This window comes from Pseudomonas amygdali, assembly GCF_002699855.1.
Taxonomy (GTDB): Bacteria; Pseudomonadota; Gammaproteobacteria; order Pseudomonadales; family Pseudomonadaceae; genus Aquipseudomonas; species Aquipseudomonas amygdali.
This window is the reverse complement of the sequence record NZ_LKBW01000013.1, coordinates 1-17,034: the sequence shown is the minus strand read 5'-3', so window position 1 is coordinate 17,034 and position 17,034 is coordinate 1. Positions and strand designations below refer to the sequence as shown.

The window sequence follows — 17,034 nt, the reverse complement described above, 5'->3', positions numbered from 1 at the left end:
AAACGTTGACAGTCAGATTGCCAAGATGAAAAACGCGTTGCGCCTGCGCGGGTTTTCCGGCGCTCGTCAGGCCGGCGAAACTTTTCTTCGACGGGTCCAGTCACTTTTTCAGGACTAACAGGAGTCAGACCATGGCAAGGGCAATCTGGAAGGGCGCAATCAGCTTCGGGCTGGTGCATATACCGGTCGCACTGGTGTCGGCGACAACGTCAACCAGTGTCGACTTCGACTGGCTCGACAAGCGCAGCATGGACCCGGTCGGCTACAAGCGAATCAACAAGGTCACCGGCAAGGAGGTGACCAGCGAAAATATCGTCAAGGGCGTGGAGTACGAAAAGGATCGTTACGTCGTACTCAGCGAAGAAGAAATTCGCTCCGCGCACCCCAAATCGACGCAGACCATCGACATATTCGCCTTTGTCGACAGCCAGCAGATTCCTTTGCAAAACATCGACACGCCTTATTTTCTGACCCCGGATAAACGCGGCGAAAAAGTCTATGCGCTGCTGCGTGAAACCCTTGTCGACACCAAAAAGGTGGCACTGGCCAATGTCGTGCTGCATACCCGCGAACACCTGGCGGCGGTCATGCCGCTGGAGTCGGCGCTGGTCATGGTGATCCTGCGCTGGCCTGCCGACGTGCGTGAGCTGGACACACTGGAACTGAGTGAAGCAGTGACGGACGCACAGTTGAACAAGAGCGAACGCGACATGGCCAAGCGTCTGGTCAAGGACATGAGCGCCGACTGGCAGCCTGAGCAGTACCGCGACACTTTTCAGGAAAAGATCATGCACCTGGTCAAAACCAAGGCAGACGAAGGCGAGATCGAGGATGTCGAGACGGATCCGGCCGAGGAAGAGCGCAAAAGTGCCGATGTCATTGACCTCACCGACTTGCTGCGACGCAGCCTGGCGGGCAAGGGGGGCGTCAGTAAAGGCAAAGCGAGCAAGCCCGCAGCAAAAGAAAAACCTGCTGACAAGGCCGCGGCCAAGCCCAAGCGGCCCGCAGCCCGCAAGAAAACCAGCAAAGCCTCTTGAGCCAGACGGAGACACCGGACATGGCCAAGCCCGCCAGTGAATACACGCGCAAGCGCAATTTTGCCATCACCTCCGAGCCTGCCGAAAGCACGCGCAAAGGCAAGTCTTCGTCCAAGGCCAAGGCGCTGGGTTTCGTGATTCAGAAGCATGACGCACGCAACCTGCACTACGACTTTCGACTGGAGCTGGATGGCACGCTCAAGAGCTGGGCGGTGCCCAAAGGCCCGAGCCTGGACCCCAAGCAAAAACGTCTGGCGGTGCATGTTGAAGACCACCCGCTGGACTATGCCGATTTTGAGGGCAGCATCCCGAAAGGGCAGTACGGCGGCGGTGATGTGATTGTCTGGGACCGTGGCGTCTGGCAGCCGCACGGTGATCCGCAAAAAACCTATGAGGAAGGCAAACTCAAATTTACCCTGGTCGGCGAGAAGCTCAGCGGCGACTGGGCGCTGGTGCGCACGCGGCTCACGGGCAGCGGCAGCAAGGAGCAGTGGCTGCTGATCAAAGAAAAGGACGCCATTGCGCGACCTGCCGCCGAATATGACATCACTCTGGAGCAGCCGCAGAGCGTGATCAGCGGCGCGCACGTAGGGGCAGGGCGTGCAGCGCCAGCGAAGCCAAAAGCCAGCGCCGCAAACGAAAAAGCCAAAGCCGGTGCAGCGAAGCCTGCGCGCAAGCCCGCGCAAAAGAAGTCGAAAACGGTTTTCCCGGAAACCCTTTCGCCGCAACTGGCCACGTTGGTAGATGCACCGCCAGAGGGTGACTGGCTGTATGAGATCAAGTTCGATGGCTATCGCATTCTGACCCGCATTCAGGGCGACGAAGTGCGCCTGTTCACCCGTAACGGCCACGACTGGACCGAACGGCTGCCCGAGCTGGTCAAGGCGCTCAAGGGCCTGAAATTGCAAAACAGTTGGTTCGACGGCGAAGTAGTGGTTCTCGACGAGCAAGGGTTGCCCGACTTTCAGGGGTTGCAGAATGCCTTTGACGCAGGGAACAGCAAAAACATCCTGTATTACCTGTTCGATATGCCGTTCCTGAGTGCGGAGGATCTGCGTGAAGTACCCCTTGAGCGGCGCCGCGACGCCTTGAAGCAAGTGCTCGACGCCCAGCGCAGTCGCTTGCTGCGTTATTCGGATGCGTTTCAGGCCGGGCATCAGGATATTGTGGAAAGCGCTGCGGCAATGGGCCTGGAAGGTGTCATCGGCAAGCGGGCCGGCAGTGTTTATATCGGCAAGCGCAACGCCGACTGGATCAAACTCAAATGCCGGTTGCGTCAGGAACTGGTGATCGTCGGCTACACCGCCCTACAAGGCAGCCGCTCCGCATTCGGGGCCTTGTTGCTGGCGGTCAATGAAGGCGATGAAGGGCTGGTCTATGCCGGGCGGGTGGGCACCGGCTTCAGTGAGGTGACGCTTGAACAGCTTTATCAACAACTCAAACCGCTGCAGCGCAAGGATTCGCCCCTGGCGAAAAAACTGACCTCGGCTCAGGCCCGCGGCGTGCAGTGGGTAGAGCCGCAGCTGGTCTGTGAGGCGGAATTCGCCCAGTGGACCCGCGAAGGCATTGTGCGACAAGCCGCATTTGTTGGGTTGCGCAGTGACAAGCCTGCCAGTGAGGTGGTGCGCGAAGACGCTCAGCCCGCCAGGGTTGCCAGCCAGACCCGGACGCAATCGACATCGGCAGCGCCGCGTTCAGGCAAGAAAACCGCTGCCGGCAAAGGCAAAGTGGACGTGGAGGGCACGGGCATCAGCCATCCGGATCGGGTGATCGACAGCAAGACCGGCACCAGCAAGGTCGAACTTGCGCAGTTCTACGCGTCTATTGCCGAATGGATTCTGCCTTATCTGAACAAGCGTCCTGTGGCATTGTTGCGTTGCCCGGAAGGCATCGACGGCGAGCAGTTCTTCCAGAAGCACGCCGAGCATCTTGCGATTCCACACATCAAACAGCTGGATCGTGCTCTGGACCCCGGGCATGCCGCGCTGATGGAGATCGATTCATTGCAGGCGCTGGTCGGTGCCGCGCAAATGGGGGCCATCGAGTTGCACACCTGGGGCGCTACGCGTGACAGGATCGAAACGCCGGATCATTTTGTACTGGACCTTGATCCCGACCCGGCGCTGCCCTGGCGCAGCATGATCGACGCCACGCAAATGGTGCTCGCCGTGCTGGAGGAACTTGGGCTGGAAGCTTTTCTCAAGACCAGCGGCGGCAAGGGCATGCACATCATCGTGCCATTGGCGCGGCAGGCTGACTGGGACACGGTTAAAGCCTTCGCCAAGGCTATCGCCGAATTCGTTAGCCGTCAGTTGCCCGAACGCTTCACCGCGACCATGGGGCCGAAAAATCGGGTAGGGAAAATTTTCATTGATTACCTGCGCAACAGCCGTGGCGGCAGCACCGTGACTGCGTATTCGGTGCGCGCCCGGCCAGGTTTGCCGGTCTCGGTGCCGATTGCTCTGGATGAACTGGCAGGCCTGAAATCCTCGGCGCAGTGGGACATCACCAACCTTGAGCAGCGTTTAAAGAAACTCAAGGCCGACCCGTGGGCAGGCTACAGCAACCGCCGCAAAATCACGCAGAAGATGTGGAAGCAGTTGGGGGCGAAACGTCCCTGACACACCCTGTTTCTTTGGTTGTATGGCCGACATGCCAGGCATGTCGGCCTCAGGCTTGAGGGGCAGAGTATCCGGTACAGCAATCGCTCGACCCGCACACGGCTGACGCGCTTGAGGAATTTGCGTACCCCTTCGGGATAATTGGCCAGTGTGTCGAGTTCGTCGTACTGGTTGACGCGTTGGGTGTTGCGCATCAAATGGGCGATTTCCGCCTCGCGCGTTTCGCTCCACTGGCCCTGCGGATCATCGATCAGCAAGGCGTTTTCCAAATCAAGATTGAAGGCGCGAGGGTTCAGGTTGTTGCCTGTCAGCAGCGTATAGCGCTGATCGACCCAGATGCCTTTGAGGTGGAACGTATTATCGCCGTGTTTCCACAGGTGCACGTTGAGGCGGTTCTGCGCGATTGCCTTCTGATGCTTGTGGGCAAAGCGTCGCAGGCTGATTTCATACAGATAGGGCAGGGCCGAGATCACCTTGAACGGCTCGTCCGGGTCGATGAAGAAGTCGTTGGCGGTTTTGTCACCAATGATGATATCGACCTGCACACCGCGCTTGAGCGCCCGATTGATTTCGCGGGTGACCGCCACCGGCAGGTTGAAATACGGCGTGCAGATGGTCAGCTGGATCTTGCTCGAGGCGATCAGGTCGCAGATGGCACGATTCAGATTGTTACGCGGCCCGACGCCCAGCAGCGGAATCACCCGCAGCTCGCCGTTTTCCTTTTCGCCTGCTGAAGTGTCGTACGCAGCGCGTTTCAGGTCCGCACGAAAAGCGCGAATCTCGCTGCGAATGCTGCGCGAGCCAGGTGGCGATTGCAGGTCGAGGCGGTGCACCGCCGGTGAGGGGAGTATTTCGCGCTGGACCAGGTTCTGGAAAGCGTCGGCCAGTGGCGCACTTTCGATCAGGTGGTAACGGTCCAGACGGTATTTGTCGAGCTTGTGCAGGTAGACGTTGTTGATGCTTGCGCCACTGTAGATCACACAATCGTCGATCACGCTGCCCTTGAGGTGCAGCACGCCGAATAGCTCACGGGTTTGCACCGGCACGCCGTAGATCGGCACTTCTTCATCGTATTCAAGGTTCTGCGCCTGATACCAGGTCGAGTTGCCCGGTTGCCGCCCGGCACCGATCAGACCCCGCTGCGCGCGGAACCAGTCAACCAGCACCACGACATCCAGCTCGGGCCGTGCAGCCTTGGCCGCGTACAGTGCGTCGAGGATCTCCTGACCGGCTTCATCCTGTTGCAGGTACAACGCGATGATATAGATGCGCCGGGTGGCCGAAGCGATCCTTTCCAGCAGACAGCGCCGATAGTCGGCGGCAGAAGGAACAATGGAGATTGCATCGCTCGGCAAGGCAAAACCACGAAGTGCTGCCAGTGTCGAGCGTCGGAAAGTGGATTGCATAGGCCTCTCGATGGGAAAACCAATAGCGTACGAGCTTACACGAGAGTCGCACTCAGGTGGCTGTCCCCTACCTGTTTCAAAGCATTGCTGTGTGAGACGTAGCGATGAGCGTTGGTTATGTGACGCCCTGCACACAAATTAATGATAAGCATTCCCAGTAACATATGGTAGCATTTCGCATCCACTGAGTCGGTCATCTCCAGGAAGGTTTCTTCCGATCTCGCTCATCTCGTCAGCAGGACCTTTTCATGCACATCCCATCGATCCCGATGCGCCTCACGTTGCTCGCATTTTGCTGTTCCATTGGTTCTCCGGCCTGGGCCGCTACTGCTGCCGCCAGTCAGCAGGAAGGCCCGATGGTTCTCGGAGAGACCGATATCAGTGCCGACAAGGCCGACCCGCACGCGCTACCGCCCGTGTACGCAGGCGGGCAAGTGGCTCGTGGCGGGCAGTTGGGCGTTCTGGGCAATGCCGACGTCATGGACGTGCCGTTCACCATGACCAGCTACACCGAACAATTGATCGAGGACCAGCAGGCCGAAGACATCGGCGATGTGCTGCTCAATGATGCATCGGTTCGCCAGTCAAGCGGCTATGCCAACGCCTCGAAGATCTTCGTCATTCGTGGCCTCAAACTGACCACCGATGATATTTCCTACAACGGCCTCTACGGCGTGCTGCCGCGCCAGATCATCTCCACCGATGCGCTGGAGCGGGTTGAGGTTTTCAAAGGCCCCAATGCCTTTATCAACGGCGTGACACCGACCGGCTCCGGTATTGGCGGTGGCGTGAACCTGCAACCCAGGCGCGCGCAGGACACGCCGACACGGCGTTTTACCACCGACATCAGCAGCGACGGCCGGATCGGCGAACACCTGGACCTTGGTCAGCGCTTTGGCGAAGACAATCGATTCGGCGCGCGTCTCAACCTGTCTCAGCGCGAAGGCGAGACCGGCGTTGAAGACGAAGAGCATCGCAGCAAGCTGTTCGCGCTGGGGCTTGATTATCAGGGTGACAACTTCCGTCTTTCCGGCGATTTTGCCTACCAGAAGCAGCGCATCAATCAGAATCGCAACATGGTGTTCGTTGGCAGTGGCCTGACCCGTGTGCCGCATGCACCGGATGCCGACACCAATTACGCGCCGAACTGGACCTGGACCGAAACCGAAGACACCTTCGGCATGAGCCGGGCCGAATACGACCTCAACGATGACTGGACGCTGTACGCTGCAGCCGGTGCCAAGCACACCCGTGAAAACGGTATCTATGGCTCGCCGACTATCAATGACGCCGCAGGCAACATCACGGCGTCACCGTCTTCCATTCCGCATGACGAAGACAACAAGACAGCCATGGCCGGCATCAACGGCAAGCTGCAGACCGGCGCGGTCAGTCACAAGGTCAACTTCGGTCTGTCCGGCATCTGGACCGAGCAGCGCAGTGCCTACCTGTTCGGCAGTCCGGCTGGCAGCAACCTGTACAACCCAGTGGAAACAACACGTCCTGCGCTGGACAGCTTCTCGGGTGGCGATCTCAGTGATCCCGGTATCGTCGGCAAGAGCCGTATGCGCAGCGTAGCGTTCTCCGACACGCTGGGCTTTTTCGATGATCGCCTGCTGCTGACCGCAGGCCTGCGTCGCCAGCAACTGCGCGTCCAGGGCTACGACTATGGCAGCGGCCCGCGCAACGCACTGTATGACGAGGCAATCACCACGCCGGTCTACGGGCTGGTGTTCAAGCCTTGGCGCTATGTGTCGTTCTATGCAAACCGCATTGAAGGCCTTGCGCAGGGGCCGACGGCGCCGAGCACCGTGACGATCAACCCTGGCGAGGTGTTCGCGCCGGCGCGTTCAAAACAGATTGAAGCGGGCGTGAAGCTGGACATGGGCACCTTCGGTGCAAGCCTGGGTGTATACCGTATCGAACAACCGACTGATGGCTACCAGATTCAGGATGGCAGCGGAACGCGCTACGTCCGTGATGGCGAGCAGCGCAACCGTGGCGTGGAAATGAACGTGTTCGGAGAGCCTGTCAGCGGCCTGCGTCTGCTGGCCGGTCTTACTCTGATGGACACCGAGGTGAGCGGCACGTCGGGTGGCAGCAACGATGGCAACAGGGCCATTGGTGTGCCGACCTTTCAGTTCAATGCGGGTGCCGACTGGGATGTTCCAGGCATCGCAGGCGCAGCCATCAACGCGCGCATGCTGCGCACCGGCGGGCAATACGTCGACTCTGCCAACAATCTGAGCATTCCGACCTGGAACCGTTTCGATCTGGCCGCGCGTTATACCTTCAACGTTGCGCAAAAGGACGTCACGCTGCGTGCCAACGTCGAAAACCTGATGAACAAGGATTATTGGGCATCGGCCAATGGGGGTTATCTGACTCAAGGCGAGCCACGCACCTTGAAGCTGTCCGGCACCATCGATTTCTGATCAATCGGCGCTGGCCGCATCGCAGGATGCGGCCAGCCAGTCGATCAGTAGCCGTTACGCTTCAGAATCGTCTCGATGCTCTCTTTCGCTGGCCGCCCGTAGAACTTCAACAGTTCGGCAGTGCGGTTGGTGAAGAAACCGTCAACCCCGTCATTACTGATCCGCTTGAAGTCCTCTGCGTCGTCCACCGTGTAAGGGTGGATCACCATGCCTTTCTCGTGGGTCAGGTTGTTCATCCAGGGTTTTACCAGGTCCATGTAGCTCTGATCGCCACCCTTGGCCAGTTGCGAAGAAGGGCCGGTGCCGATCGCACCATGAGCCTTGGCCCAGTCAATCCACTTCTGGAATTCCTCCGGCGATTTGACTTCCTGCGCTGCGTAGTAGCTGGCCTTGTCCTTGGCCCCCGAGTCTTTGAACGCGACGCTGGATTTAGGCTCTATCGAGCCTTCGCCAATCCATAGCAGCATGACCTTGGGCACTTTCGGCATTTCTTTTTGCAGCAGCTCCAGGCTCTGCTTCTCGAACGTCTGCAATACCACGCGCCCCGACATGTGCGCTACGTTCACATGACCAGCCGCTGCGGCCGGACGCTGAGCCAGCCAGCCACGTTTGGTCAGCACCTTTTTAAGATCGGCTTCGACACCGGGAAACTTGTTCGGCACCTTGGTCTCGATATACAGCCCAGGCTTGTTCGCGCCGCCTTCGGCGATGTCGATGACCTCATCCAGCGTCAGGATCTGCAACCCGCTGTAGCTTGCGCGCGCCCGGTCGGGGTAAGCCTTGTTGAACCATGAGCCGGCGTCCAGTTGCTTGAGCTCCGCCAGGGTGAAGGTGCTGACCGGGTCCTTGACCCGTGTCGGGAACACTTCGGCAATATTGGTCGTGCGTTCCAGTACGTCATCGTGCAGCGCTATCAGCACGCCATCTTTAGTGCGCTGGATGTCCATCTCCAGATAGTCCGCGCCCAGGTCGCGTGCCAGGGTATACGCCGGAATGGTCTCTTCCGGAGCATCGAACGAAGCTCCGCGATGGGCGATCACGGCTGGCCAGGGCAGACCGTATTTTTCGCTCAGCACCTTGCCCGGTGCATCCGCCGCCGCTGCCATACCGGATGACAGCATCAGGCCCGACATGACCGCTGCGCCCAGGAAGGTCTTTTTCAACAGGGTTGTGGTCGACAGAGTGGCGGAAAATCCTTGCATGGGCGGTTGGTTCCTTATGGTTGGAAGGTGTTCGACTGCACCAGCCAATACCGTTACTGGTCACAGCGTTGCACGCAACGATAGCGCACTATCGCGTTGGCGAGGTTGCTTGTAACGCAGTCTGTCCGGCAAATGCGTCCACTTCATGAACACCTGGTGTTATCGCGAAAGGTTTTTTCCAACGAGCGCCATTGTCTGTGCAATTGGCTCTGCACAAGCGCACGAAGTCGCGTTACTGTCAGCGTTTTGCTGACCGAACGGGAGTGCGCATGACAACGGTATTGGTGCTGGTGGAAAATCTGGACATGTATTTGCCGATTCTGGAAAGCAGCGGTTATCAGTTGATTCGTGCGCCGACGGCCGAACTGCGTGCCGAGGCAATTGCTGCACACGGGAAGAGCATCAGCGCCGTGATGACGCGTGGGCCACTGGGTTTTTTCGCCGAGGAAATGGATGCACTGCCGAACCTGCGCATCATTTGCGTGAGCGGTGCCGGCTACGAGAAGGTTGATTTGCCCGCCGCGCAGGCACGCGGCATCACCGTGACCAATGGTGCAGGCGTCAACGCCGCCACAGTGGCTGACCATACGCTGGCGCTGTTGCTGTCGCTGGTACGCGACATCCCGCAGGCCGATGCGTCGGTACGCCGTAGCGAGTGGCGCAAGGTGGTTCGACCGTCGCTGGCAGGCAAGCGCCTGGGAATCGTCGGACTGGGGGCGGTTGGGCTGGCGATTGCCAGGCGTGCAGCTGCGTTCGACATCGCCATCGGTTATCACAATCGCAAGCCGCGCACCGACTGCGATTACACCTGGCACGCCACCGCACAGGCGCTGGCTGCGGCGTCGGATTTCCTGATCATTGCCACACCCGGTGGCAGTGGCACGCAGCACCTGATCGATGCCGGTGTGCTTGAAGCGCTGGGCCCTGACGGCTTTCTGGTCAACATTGCGCGTGCCAGTGTGGTGGATACCCATGCGCTGGTCAGTGCACTTCAGAACGAGCAGATTGCCGGGGCTGCGCTGGATGTGTTCGACGATGAGCCCGCTGTGCCGGACGTACTCAAAACGCTGGGCAATGTTGTGCTTACGCCCCATGTTGCAGGCCTGTCGCCCGAGGCTTCCAGAGACAGTGTGCAAATGGTCAACGATAACCTGCTGGCGTTCTTTTCCGGGCAGCCGGTGCTGACGCCGGTAACTGGCTGAAGAAACGTGCAGCGCTGCACGCCAGGCATTGCTGCAATGCCCATTCTGCTGGTTTTGCTGCCTGTTTATAGTCCGCCCGGGTTATACGAAATCGAACAGGGGGCAGGGCATGGGCACAGTCAATAACGTACGCAACACTTTGCAGATCGGGCTGGTGGGCGATTTCAACGCCGATGTGCCAGCCCATCAGGCCATTCCCCTGGCGTTGGAGATGGCGGCTGAGACCGTTCACGTGCCGGTCAGCTTCGAATGGCTACCGACGCCACAGATCGGCAGCGGTGCACGGCTTGGCGAATTCGACGGTCTGTGGTGTGTACCGGCCAGCCCGTACCTGGACATGCAGGGCGCTTTGACGGCCATTCGTTTCGCACGCGAGCGTCTCGTACCGTTTCTGGGGACGTGCGGCGGCTTTCAGCACGCACTGGTGGAGTACGCCCGCAATCAACTGGGCTGGAAAGACGCCGAGCACGGCGAAACTGCGCCGCAGGCGGCAAACGTCATCATCGAACCATTGAGCTGCTCGCTGGTTGAATCCGTGGCGGCGATTCACCTGCAACCCGACACTTTGATTGCCCAAGCCTACGGCACGCTGAATATCGAGGAGCGTTATCACTGCCGCTACGGTCTGCGTCGTGAGCTTGAGCCAGCGCTGTTCGGCGATGCATTGAAAGTCAGCGGCCGCGGCCCTGAAGGCGAAGTGCGCAGTATCGAATTGCAGGGCCACCCGTTCTTCGTCGCCACGCTGTTCCAGCCGGAGCGGGCTGCGTTGCAGGGCAAGGTATCTCCTGTGGTTGCTGCGTTCGTCCGCGCGTGCAGCCAGGCCGCGCAGAGTAATCAGTTATGATGGCAGCGCGCTTTCCCACACCCTACTTTGCGGTGGTGTTCACCTCACTGCGTACGTCTGAAGAGGGTCAGGCGTACGCAGACGCGGCGCAGCGGATGGTAGAACTGGCCAGGCAGCAGCCCGGCTTTCTGGGCGTGGAATCGGCTCGCGACGAACACGGACTGGGCATCACCGTGTCCTACTGGAGCGACGAAACCGCGATTCTGGCCTGGAAACAGCAGGCCGATCACGCCCAGGTCCGCGAACAGGGACGCGCGCGCTGGTATCAGGCGTTCACCACGCGAATCTGCAAGGTCGAGCGTGACTACTCGTTCAATGGCTGACGATCAGGGCATTACCGGTGGCGTATAGACCAGCGTAGTGCCCAATACCCAGAGCAGAAACAGCACCAGCGGCGTGTGGACCAGCAACTGCACGAACGAGAAACCGATCAGGTCACGTGCCTTGAGGCCCAGTACGCCCAGCAGCGGCAGCATGTAGAACGGATTGATCAGGTTGGGCAGCGCTTCGGCTGCATTGTAGATCTGCACCGCCCAGCCGAGGTGATACTGCAGGTCGTTGGCGACTTGCATCACGTAAGGCGCTTCAATGATCCACTTGCCGCCGCCCGACGGAATGAAGAAGCCCAGAATGGCCGAATAGACGCCCATCAGAATCGCGTAGGTATCGTGGGAGGCAATGCTGGTAAAGAATGTCGAGATGTAGTGCGCCAGGGTCTGCGCATCAGCGCCTTTGACTGTGGTCAGTAACGCAGCAATCGAACCGTAAAGGGGGAATTGAATCAACACGCCAGTGGTGGTGGGTACGGCCCGCGCTACGGCATCGAGAAAGCTGCGTGGTCGCCAGTGCAGCAACGCACCGAGCATGATGAACAGAAAATTGTAGGTGTTGAGTCCGGAAATTGCGGTGATCGCCGGTTTGCTCGAAAACTCGCTGAACAGCCAGCCGACCCCCAGCAGCACCATCAGGATGATCAACAGCGGGCTGTATTCCAGCCATTCGCCGGGCCGTGTGCGAGGTGCCAGTGGCGGCAGGCTGAATGCCGGGTCGACACCGCAGGCCTTGGCGTCCCGGGCGCTGTTCGGGCCAGGGGCGGTGGCATAGGCCACGATCAACGATATGACTACCAGCGCGGCGAGCATGACCCCGGATTGCCAGAGAAAGATGGTTTCGGTGAAAGGGATCACGCCGGTTATCGCCAGGATCGAAGGCGGCAGACTCGCCGGATTGGCCTGCAACTGTGCAGCCGAAGAAGACAGCCCCAGCGCCCAGACTGCGCCCAGCCCCAGATACGCGGCAGCACCGGCCGCGCGATAATCCATACGCAGATCGGTACGGCGGGCGAGGGCGCGCACCAGCAGGCCGCCGAACACCAGTGACAGCCCCCAGTTGAGCAGCGAAGCCAGCATGGAAATCAGCGCCACCCAGGCCACCGCCGAACGACCGTTACGCGGCACCCGGGCCAGCCGGTCGATCAGGCGCACCGCTGGCGGCGAACTGGCCACGACGTAACCGCCGATGACCACGAAGGCCATTTGCATGGTGAACGGAATCAGGCTCCAGAACCCGTCACCGAACGCTTTGGCAGCCTCGGCCGGACGTGCGCCAATGGCCAGTGTTGCCAGTGTGACGATGACCACCGCCAGCGCGGCAAATACCCATGAATCGGGAAACCAGCGTTCAGCCCATGCGGCGCAGCGCAAGGCGAATCGGGCAGAGCGGCTTTCTTCTATGTTGGCGGCCATCGGGGGCACCTCTTTTTGTAATTATTATCGGGGAGTTACTTGAACAGCCGACTATTGCGGACGCAGAGTGTCCAGAACGACAAATCCTGTGAGAGCGCAGAGGCCAGTACAGTCCCTGGATATCGAGTGTTTGAACCAATGTCTTCGTGAGCAAGCTCACTTCCACAACTGTCCGGAATCTGTGGGAGCGGACTTGTCCGCGAACTGCCGGGAACCGGCAGCAAAACGAAATCATAGAATCTCCCACAGAGATGTATCCATCCTGCTCGAAGATGCCTGAGTTCAGAAACTCATCTCGATCACATCATCCGGCACGATCAGTTTGCCTGCGGTTTTTGCCACGATTTCTTCCACGCTGACCCCCGGCGCACGTTCGCGGAGGATGAAGGCACCATTGTCGATTTCCAGATACGCCAGGTCAGTCAGAACCTTGCGGATGCACGCCGCGCCGGTCAGCGGCAGGCTGCAGCGAGGGAGCAGTTTGGATTCGCCATCCTTCGAGGCATGGGTCATGGTCACGATGATGTTGTCGGCACCTGCCACCAGGTCCATTGCGCCGCCCATGCCTTTGACTAGCTTGCCGGGGATCATCCACGACGCGATATTGCCCTCGACATCCACCTCGAAAGCACCGAGCACCGTCAGGTCGACATGACCGCCGCGGATCATGGCGAAGGATTCGGCAGACGAGAAAATCGACGCGCCGATACGCGCCGTAACCGTCTGTTTGCCAGCATTGATCATGTCCGCGTCTATGGTGTCTTCGGTCGGAAATGCGCCCATGCCCAGCAGACCGTTTTCCGACTGCAACATGACGTCGATGTCGTCCGGTACATAGTTGGCCACCAGGGTCGGAATCCCAATGCCCAGGTTCACGTAATAACCGTCCTTGAGTTCACGGGCGACGCGTTGAGCCATTTGTTCGCGAGAAAGTGCCATGGTCTGAAATCTCTTTGTTGTTGTATGGCCGAGCTGCTCTGTCAGGATTTTCTGACGGTGCGCTGTTCAATGCGCTTTTCGAAGGTGCCCTGAATCACCCGGTCGACGTAAATGCCAGGCGTGTGGATCTGAGTGGGCAAGAGTACGCCGGGCTCGACGATTTCCTCGACCTCAACCACCGTGATCCGCCCTGCGGTGGCCACTACCGGGTTGAAATTCTGCGCGGTATGACGATAGATCACGTTGCCGAAGTGGTCGGCTTTCCAGCCCTTGACCAAGGCGAAGTCGCCGGTAATGGCCTCTTCCAGGATCACATTGCGGCCATTGAACTGCCGGGTTTCCTTGCCTTCAGCCACTGGCGTGCCATAACCGGTCGCGGTGTAGAACGCAGGAATGCCTGCGCCGCCTGCGCGCAGTTTTTCCGCCAGAGTGCCTTGCGGGGTGAGTTCGACTTCCAGCTCGCCGCTGAGCAACTGCTTTTCGAACAAGGCGTTCTCGCCGACATAGGACGAAATCATTTTCCGGATCTGCCGGTCCTCAAGCAGGATGCCCAGGCCGAAGCCGTCAACGCCACAGTTGTTGGAAACGACGGTAAGGCCCTTGATGCCCATACGCTTGATCTGCGCAATGAGGTTTTCCGGAATGCCGCACAGACCGAAACCACCGCAGAGTACCGTCATGTTGTCGGTCAGCCCGGCAAGGGCTTCTTCGTAGGTCGTTACTCGTTTATCGAGTCCAGCCATGTTGATCCGCCTTTTATAGTTGTTGACCGACAGTCGCACTGTCGGAGGATCGGGTGACTTGCATCTTCTCTCGGGTCGACTGATTTGTTAATTTTGTTTTACTGATCAATTGATAAGAAAAACAAATATATGAACGTCAAGCAGCTTCGGGCTTTTCTGGCAGTGGCGCAGTACCTGAGCTTCGCCCAGGCCGGGGAACGACTGAACATCTCGCAACCGGCGTTGAGCCTGACCGTCAAGAGCCTTGAGGAGGACCTTGGCGGGCAATTGCTGACACGCACTACACGTAACGTCGGCCTGACACCCGAGGGCGAAACCCTGTTGCCGCTGGCGCGCCAGTTGCTGGCTGACTGGGACAACACCGAAGAGCTGCTGCGACAGCGGTTTACCTTGCAGACGGGCCGGGTTTCGGTCGCCGCAATGCCTTCATTTGCTGGCAATCGATTGCCGGCAGCGCTGAAGGTGTTTCGCGGGCGCTACCCACGGGTCAATGTCGCGGTGCATGACGTGATCAATGAGCAGGTGCTGGAGATGGTGCGTCACCGCCGTGTCGAGCTGGGCATCGGCTTTGAGCCCGAGTCGAACAGCGCTTTGTTGTTCACTCCGTTTTATATGGATCGCTTCGTGGCTGTGGTCTCGAAGGATTCGCCGCTGGCCGGGCTTGGCGAAGTGTCCTGGGCCGAGCTGTTGGGCAAAAACTTCATTGCCCTGCAAAGGCCTTCGGCTGTGCGTTTGCTACTGGAGCAGGCCATCGAGCCGATGCACGGCAAACTGGCAGTGGCGTTTGAAAGCCATCAGCTGTCCACCATCGGGCGCATGGTTGCCAATGGCCTGGGTGTCAGCGCGGTGCCGTCGCTGTGCATCGGGCAGATGCAGGAACTGGGTGCTTGCTGCATCGCGCTGGTAGGACCGCGTATCGAGCGTCGTATCGGCCTGATGATACTGGCCGATCACAAGCTTTCCGCTGCGGCTCAAGCGTTGCGCGAGGTATTGATCGAGGATGCTCGCGATAGTCGATAGCGACTATCACGGCGGATGATTTTTGCTGCGTCGGGGGCGGGCGTAACCTTGCGTCATTCCTGAAATGAAGCCTGCCCCGGAGGCCCCAGATGAACCGTATACTTGCCCTTGCGCTTGTCCTCACATTCACCGTTGCATTGCTCTCCGGCTGCTCCACCCACCATGCTGTCGAGCAGCGTCCCTTCAGCGCCGAAGAAAGCCATCAACTGGCGCTTGAAGACCTTAACCGGCGCGGCCTGTCGTTTGATGAATACCAGGCACGCAAGGCGCAATTGATGGCTGATCCGCAGGCACAGCAGGCGCGCGAATTCGATGATAAAGGCGAAGCAAGCGTTGACCTGAATGTGACTGGCCAGCAGCCACAAGGGTAACAGTCCGCTTTAAAAGAGTTTTTTATCAAACTGTACGGTAATAATTACCGGTCAACTGTCCGTGTGTTTCCTGCAGCGCCTTCTATAGGGTAAGTGCCTGACCCACTGATCCGGACAAGCTGTATGGTGCTCTCTTTCGATTTGCTTCTTGCCTTCACACTCTTCGCGTTCGTCACCTCTATTACCCCCGGCCCGAATAACATGATGCTGCTGGCCTCGGGCGTCAATTTCGGTTTCAGCCGTACGTTGCCGCACATGCTGGGTATCAGCATCGGTTTTTTTGTCCTGGTGCTGGCCGTCGGTTTCGGGCTGGGTAGCGTGTTCAAGGCATGGCCGCTTCTCTACACCATCCTGCGCTATGTCGGCGCCGCTTATCTGTTGTACCTGGCGTGGAAAATCGCCACGTCAGGTCCTGCCTCCGATAACGTCGACAGTCAGGGCAAGCCGCTGAGTTTCATGAGTGCAGCGCTGTTTCAATGGGTCAACCCCAAGGCCTGGATCATGGCGATTGGTGCCATTAGCACCTACACGCCGATGCAGGGCTATTTCTACAATGTGGTGGTGATCTCGGCGGTGTTTGCGCTGATCAACCTGCCCAGTGTCGGCATCTGGGCAGGCTTTGGCAGTTTGTTGCGCAATGTTCTGCGTGACCCGCTGGGGTTGCGCATCTTCAACGGCGTGATGGCCGTGCTGTTGGTGGCCTCGTTGTATCCGCTGTTTGTCGAGCATTGATGCCGGGCTATAAAGCCAGTTGCAAATGCCCGCCGGCCTGCTTGTGACGTGCCTGCAAGCGACGTTGCAGGCCGTGATGGAAATGCTCCAGCCCCTCATGCAGGCGCTCGGTGAGGATTTCGTCCAGGGTGCCGCCTTCTTCGTTGTCGTCGTAGCTGATCTGGGTATCGATGGCGAAGATGCCGTGCAGCACTTCCTGCGATTTGAGCGCCGACAGTACCGGTTTGAGGGCGTAATCCACGGCCAACATGTGCGCGATACTGCCGCCGGTGGCCAGCGGCAGGACCACTTTGCCATGCAGTGCGCGCTCGGGCAGTAAGTCGAGCAGGGTTTTCAGTGCGCCTGAAAATGACGCCTTGTAGACCGGCGTACCAATCAGCAGGCCATCTGCTTGCCTGACCGCTTCGATAAATTCCAGCACTTGCGGGCTGTCGAAGCGGGCGAAAAGCAGGTCCTCGGCATTGAAGTCGCGTATGCGCAGCGTGGTGACTTCCACCCCGTGGCTTTGCAACCAGCGGCTGGCATGGGCCAGCACTACGCCGGAACGGGATTTTGGGGAGGGGCTGCCGGAAAGTGAAACAACGAGCATATGGGATTTCCTTGCGATAAGCGTGTGTCTGTAAAGCAGCTTGTGTGCCAGCCTTCGCAAGGTCCGGTGATGGCCCGCAGGTGAACCGCCCCGGGTTTCTCGGAGACTCCAACCTTTGAGAGGATGGAGCGATGAAAAAACTACCGAA

General features: G+C 59.1%; 14 protein-coding genes and 1 pseudogene. 9 read left to right on the top strand and 6 right to left on the bottom strand.

From position 1 onward, the window contains the following. Positions 1-131 precede the first annotated feature (131 nt). Both ku and ligD read left to right on the top strand, forming a co-directional pair. Complete coding sequence (gene ku / locus AO277_RS01940; protein WP_044317807.1) at positions 132-1,037, top strand: non-homologous end joining protein Ku; 906 nt, start codon at positions 132-134, stop codon at positions 1,035-1,037. A gap of 20 nt (positions 1,038-1,057) precedes the next feature. After that, positions 1,058-3,658, top strand: a complete 2,601-nt coding sequence (gene ligD / locus AO277_RS01935; protein WP_044317808.1) for a DNA ligase D — start codon at positions 1,058-1,060, stop codon at positions 3,656-3,658. Between the two features lie 65 nt (positions 3,659-3,723). On the opposite strand, the pseudogene pssA reads toward ligD, so the two are convergent. Then, positions 3,724-5,064, bottom strand: a pseudogene (gene pssA / locus AO277_RS01930) (CDP-diacylglycerol--serine O-phosphatidyltransferase); the annotation flags it as partial. 248 nt (positions 5,065-5,312) lie between these two features. Between pssA and AO277_RS01925 the strand changes: the two are divergent. Continuing rightward, positions 5,313-7,499, top strand: coding sequence for a TonB-dependent receptor (locus tag AO277_RS01925; RefSeq protein ID WP_044317809.1), 2,187 nt, complete (start codon positions 5,313-5,315; stop codon positions 7,497-7,499). Positions 7,500-7,543: 44 nt separating this feature from the next. Here AO277_RS01925 and AO277_RS01920 read toward each other — a convergent pair whose 3' ends face one another. Continuing rightward, on the bottom strand, positions 7,544-8,701 hold the full coding sequence (locus AO277_RS01920) for a glycerophosphodiester phosphodiesterase (RefSeq protein ID WP_044317810.1): 1,158 nt from the start codon (positions 8,699-8,701) through the stop codon (positions 7,544-7,546). Between the two features lie 269 nt (positions 8,702-8,970). Between AO277_RS01920 and AO277_RS01915 the strand changes: the two genes are divergently transcribed. The 3 genes from AO277_RS01915 (at position 8,971) to AO277_RS01905 (ending at position 11,070) form a co-directional block, all read left to right on the top strand. After that, positions 8,971-9,903, top strand: coding sequence for a 2-hydroxyacid dehydrogenase (locus tag AO277_RS01915; RefSeq protein WP_005744425.1), 933 nt, complete (start codon positions 8,971-8,973; stop codon positions 9,901-9,903). 109 nt (positions 9,904-10,012) lie between these two features. Further along, positions 10,013-10,747, top strand: coding sequence for a CTP synthase C-terminal region-related (seleno)protein (locus AO277_RS01910; RefSeq protein WP_044317811.1), 735 nt, complete (start codon positions 10,013-10,015; stop codon positions 10,745-10,747). Further along, positions 10,744-11,070 carry an antibiotic biosynthesis monooxygenase family protein gene (locus tag AO277_RS01905; RefSeq protein ID WP_005734325.1) on the top strand — a complete coding sequence of 109 codons (327 nt, stop codon included), beginning with the start codon at positions 10,744-10,746 and terminating at the stop codon, positions 11,068-11,070. Before AO277_RS01910 ends, AO277_RS01905 begins: the two co-directional genes overlap by 4 nt. A 3-nt stretch (positions 11,071-11,073) precedes the next feature. Here AO277_RS01905 and AO277_RS01900 read toward each other — a convergent pair whose 3' ends face one another. The 3 genes from AO277_RS01900 to AO277_RS01890 form a co-directional block, all read right to left on the bottom strand. Beyond that, positions 11,074-12,492: a short-chain fatty acid transporter gene (locus AO277_RS01900; protein WP_044317812.1), complete on the bottom strand. Its 1,419-nt coding sequence runs from the start codon at positions 12,490-12,492 to the stop codon at positions 11,074-11,076. Positions 12,493-12,774: 282 nt separating this feature from the next. Further along, on the bottom strand, positions 12,775-13,431 hold the full coding sequence (locus AO277_RS01895; RefSeq protein WP_005741198.1) for a CoA transferase subunit B: 657 nt from the start codon (positions 13,429-13,431) through the stop codon (positions 12,775-12,777). Positions 13,432-13,472: 41 nt separating this feature from the next. Continuing rightward, complete coding sequence (locus AO277_RS01890) at positions 13,473-14,174, bottom strand: CoA transferase subunit A (RefSeq protein WP_005734327.1); 702 nt, start codon at positions 14,172-14,174, stop codon at positions 13,473-13,475. A 129-nt stretch (positions 14,175-14,303) separates the two neighbouring features. Here AO277_RS01890 and AO277_RS01885 point away from each other — a divergent pair, with 129 nt between their 5' ends. From AO277_RS01885 to AO277_RS01875, 3 genes are all read left to right on the top strand, one after another. Next, positions 14,304-15,194, top strand: coding sequence for a LysR family transcriptional regulator (locus AO277_RS01885; protein ID WP_044317813.1), 891 nt, complete (start codon positions 14,304-14,306; stop codon positions 15,192-15,194). Positions 15,195-15,283: 89 nt separating this feature from the next. Continuing rightward, the gene (locus AO277_RS01880; RefSeq protein ID WP_002554048.1) at positions 15,284-15,565 is read left to right on the top strand and encodes a hypothetical protein; all 282 of its coding nucleotides are present in this window, start codon (positions 15,284-15,286) and stop codon (positions 15,563-15,565) included. Positions 15,566-15,688: 123 nt separating this feature from the next. Continuing rightward, positions 15,689-16,297 (top strand): LysE family translocator, encoded by a 609-nt coding sequence (locus tag AO277_RS01875; protein ID WP_004661013.1) that lies wholly within the window; start codon positions 15,689-15,691, stop codon positions 16,295-16,297. A 7-nt stretch (positions 16,298-16,304) separates the two neighbouring features. Here the strand turns inward: AO277_RS01875 and ssuE are convergent, their stop codons facing one another. Continuing rightward, complete coding sequence (ssuE, locus tag AO277_RS01870) at positions 16,305-16,886, bottom strand: NADPH-dependent FMN reductase (protein ID WP_002554046.1); 582 nt, start codon at positions 16,884-16,886, stop codon at positions 16,305-16,307. Positions 16,887-17,034: the final 148 nt, after the last annotated feature.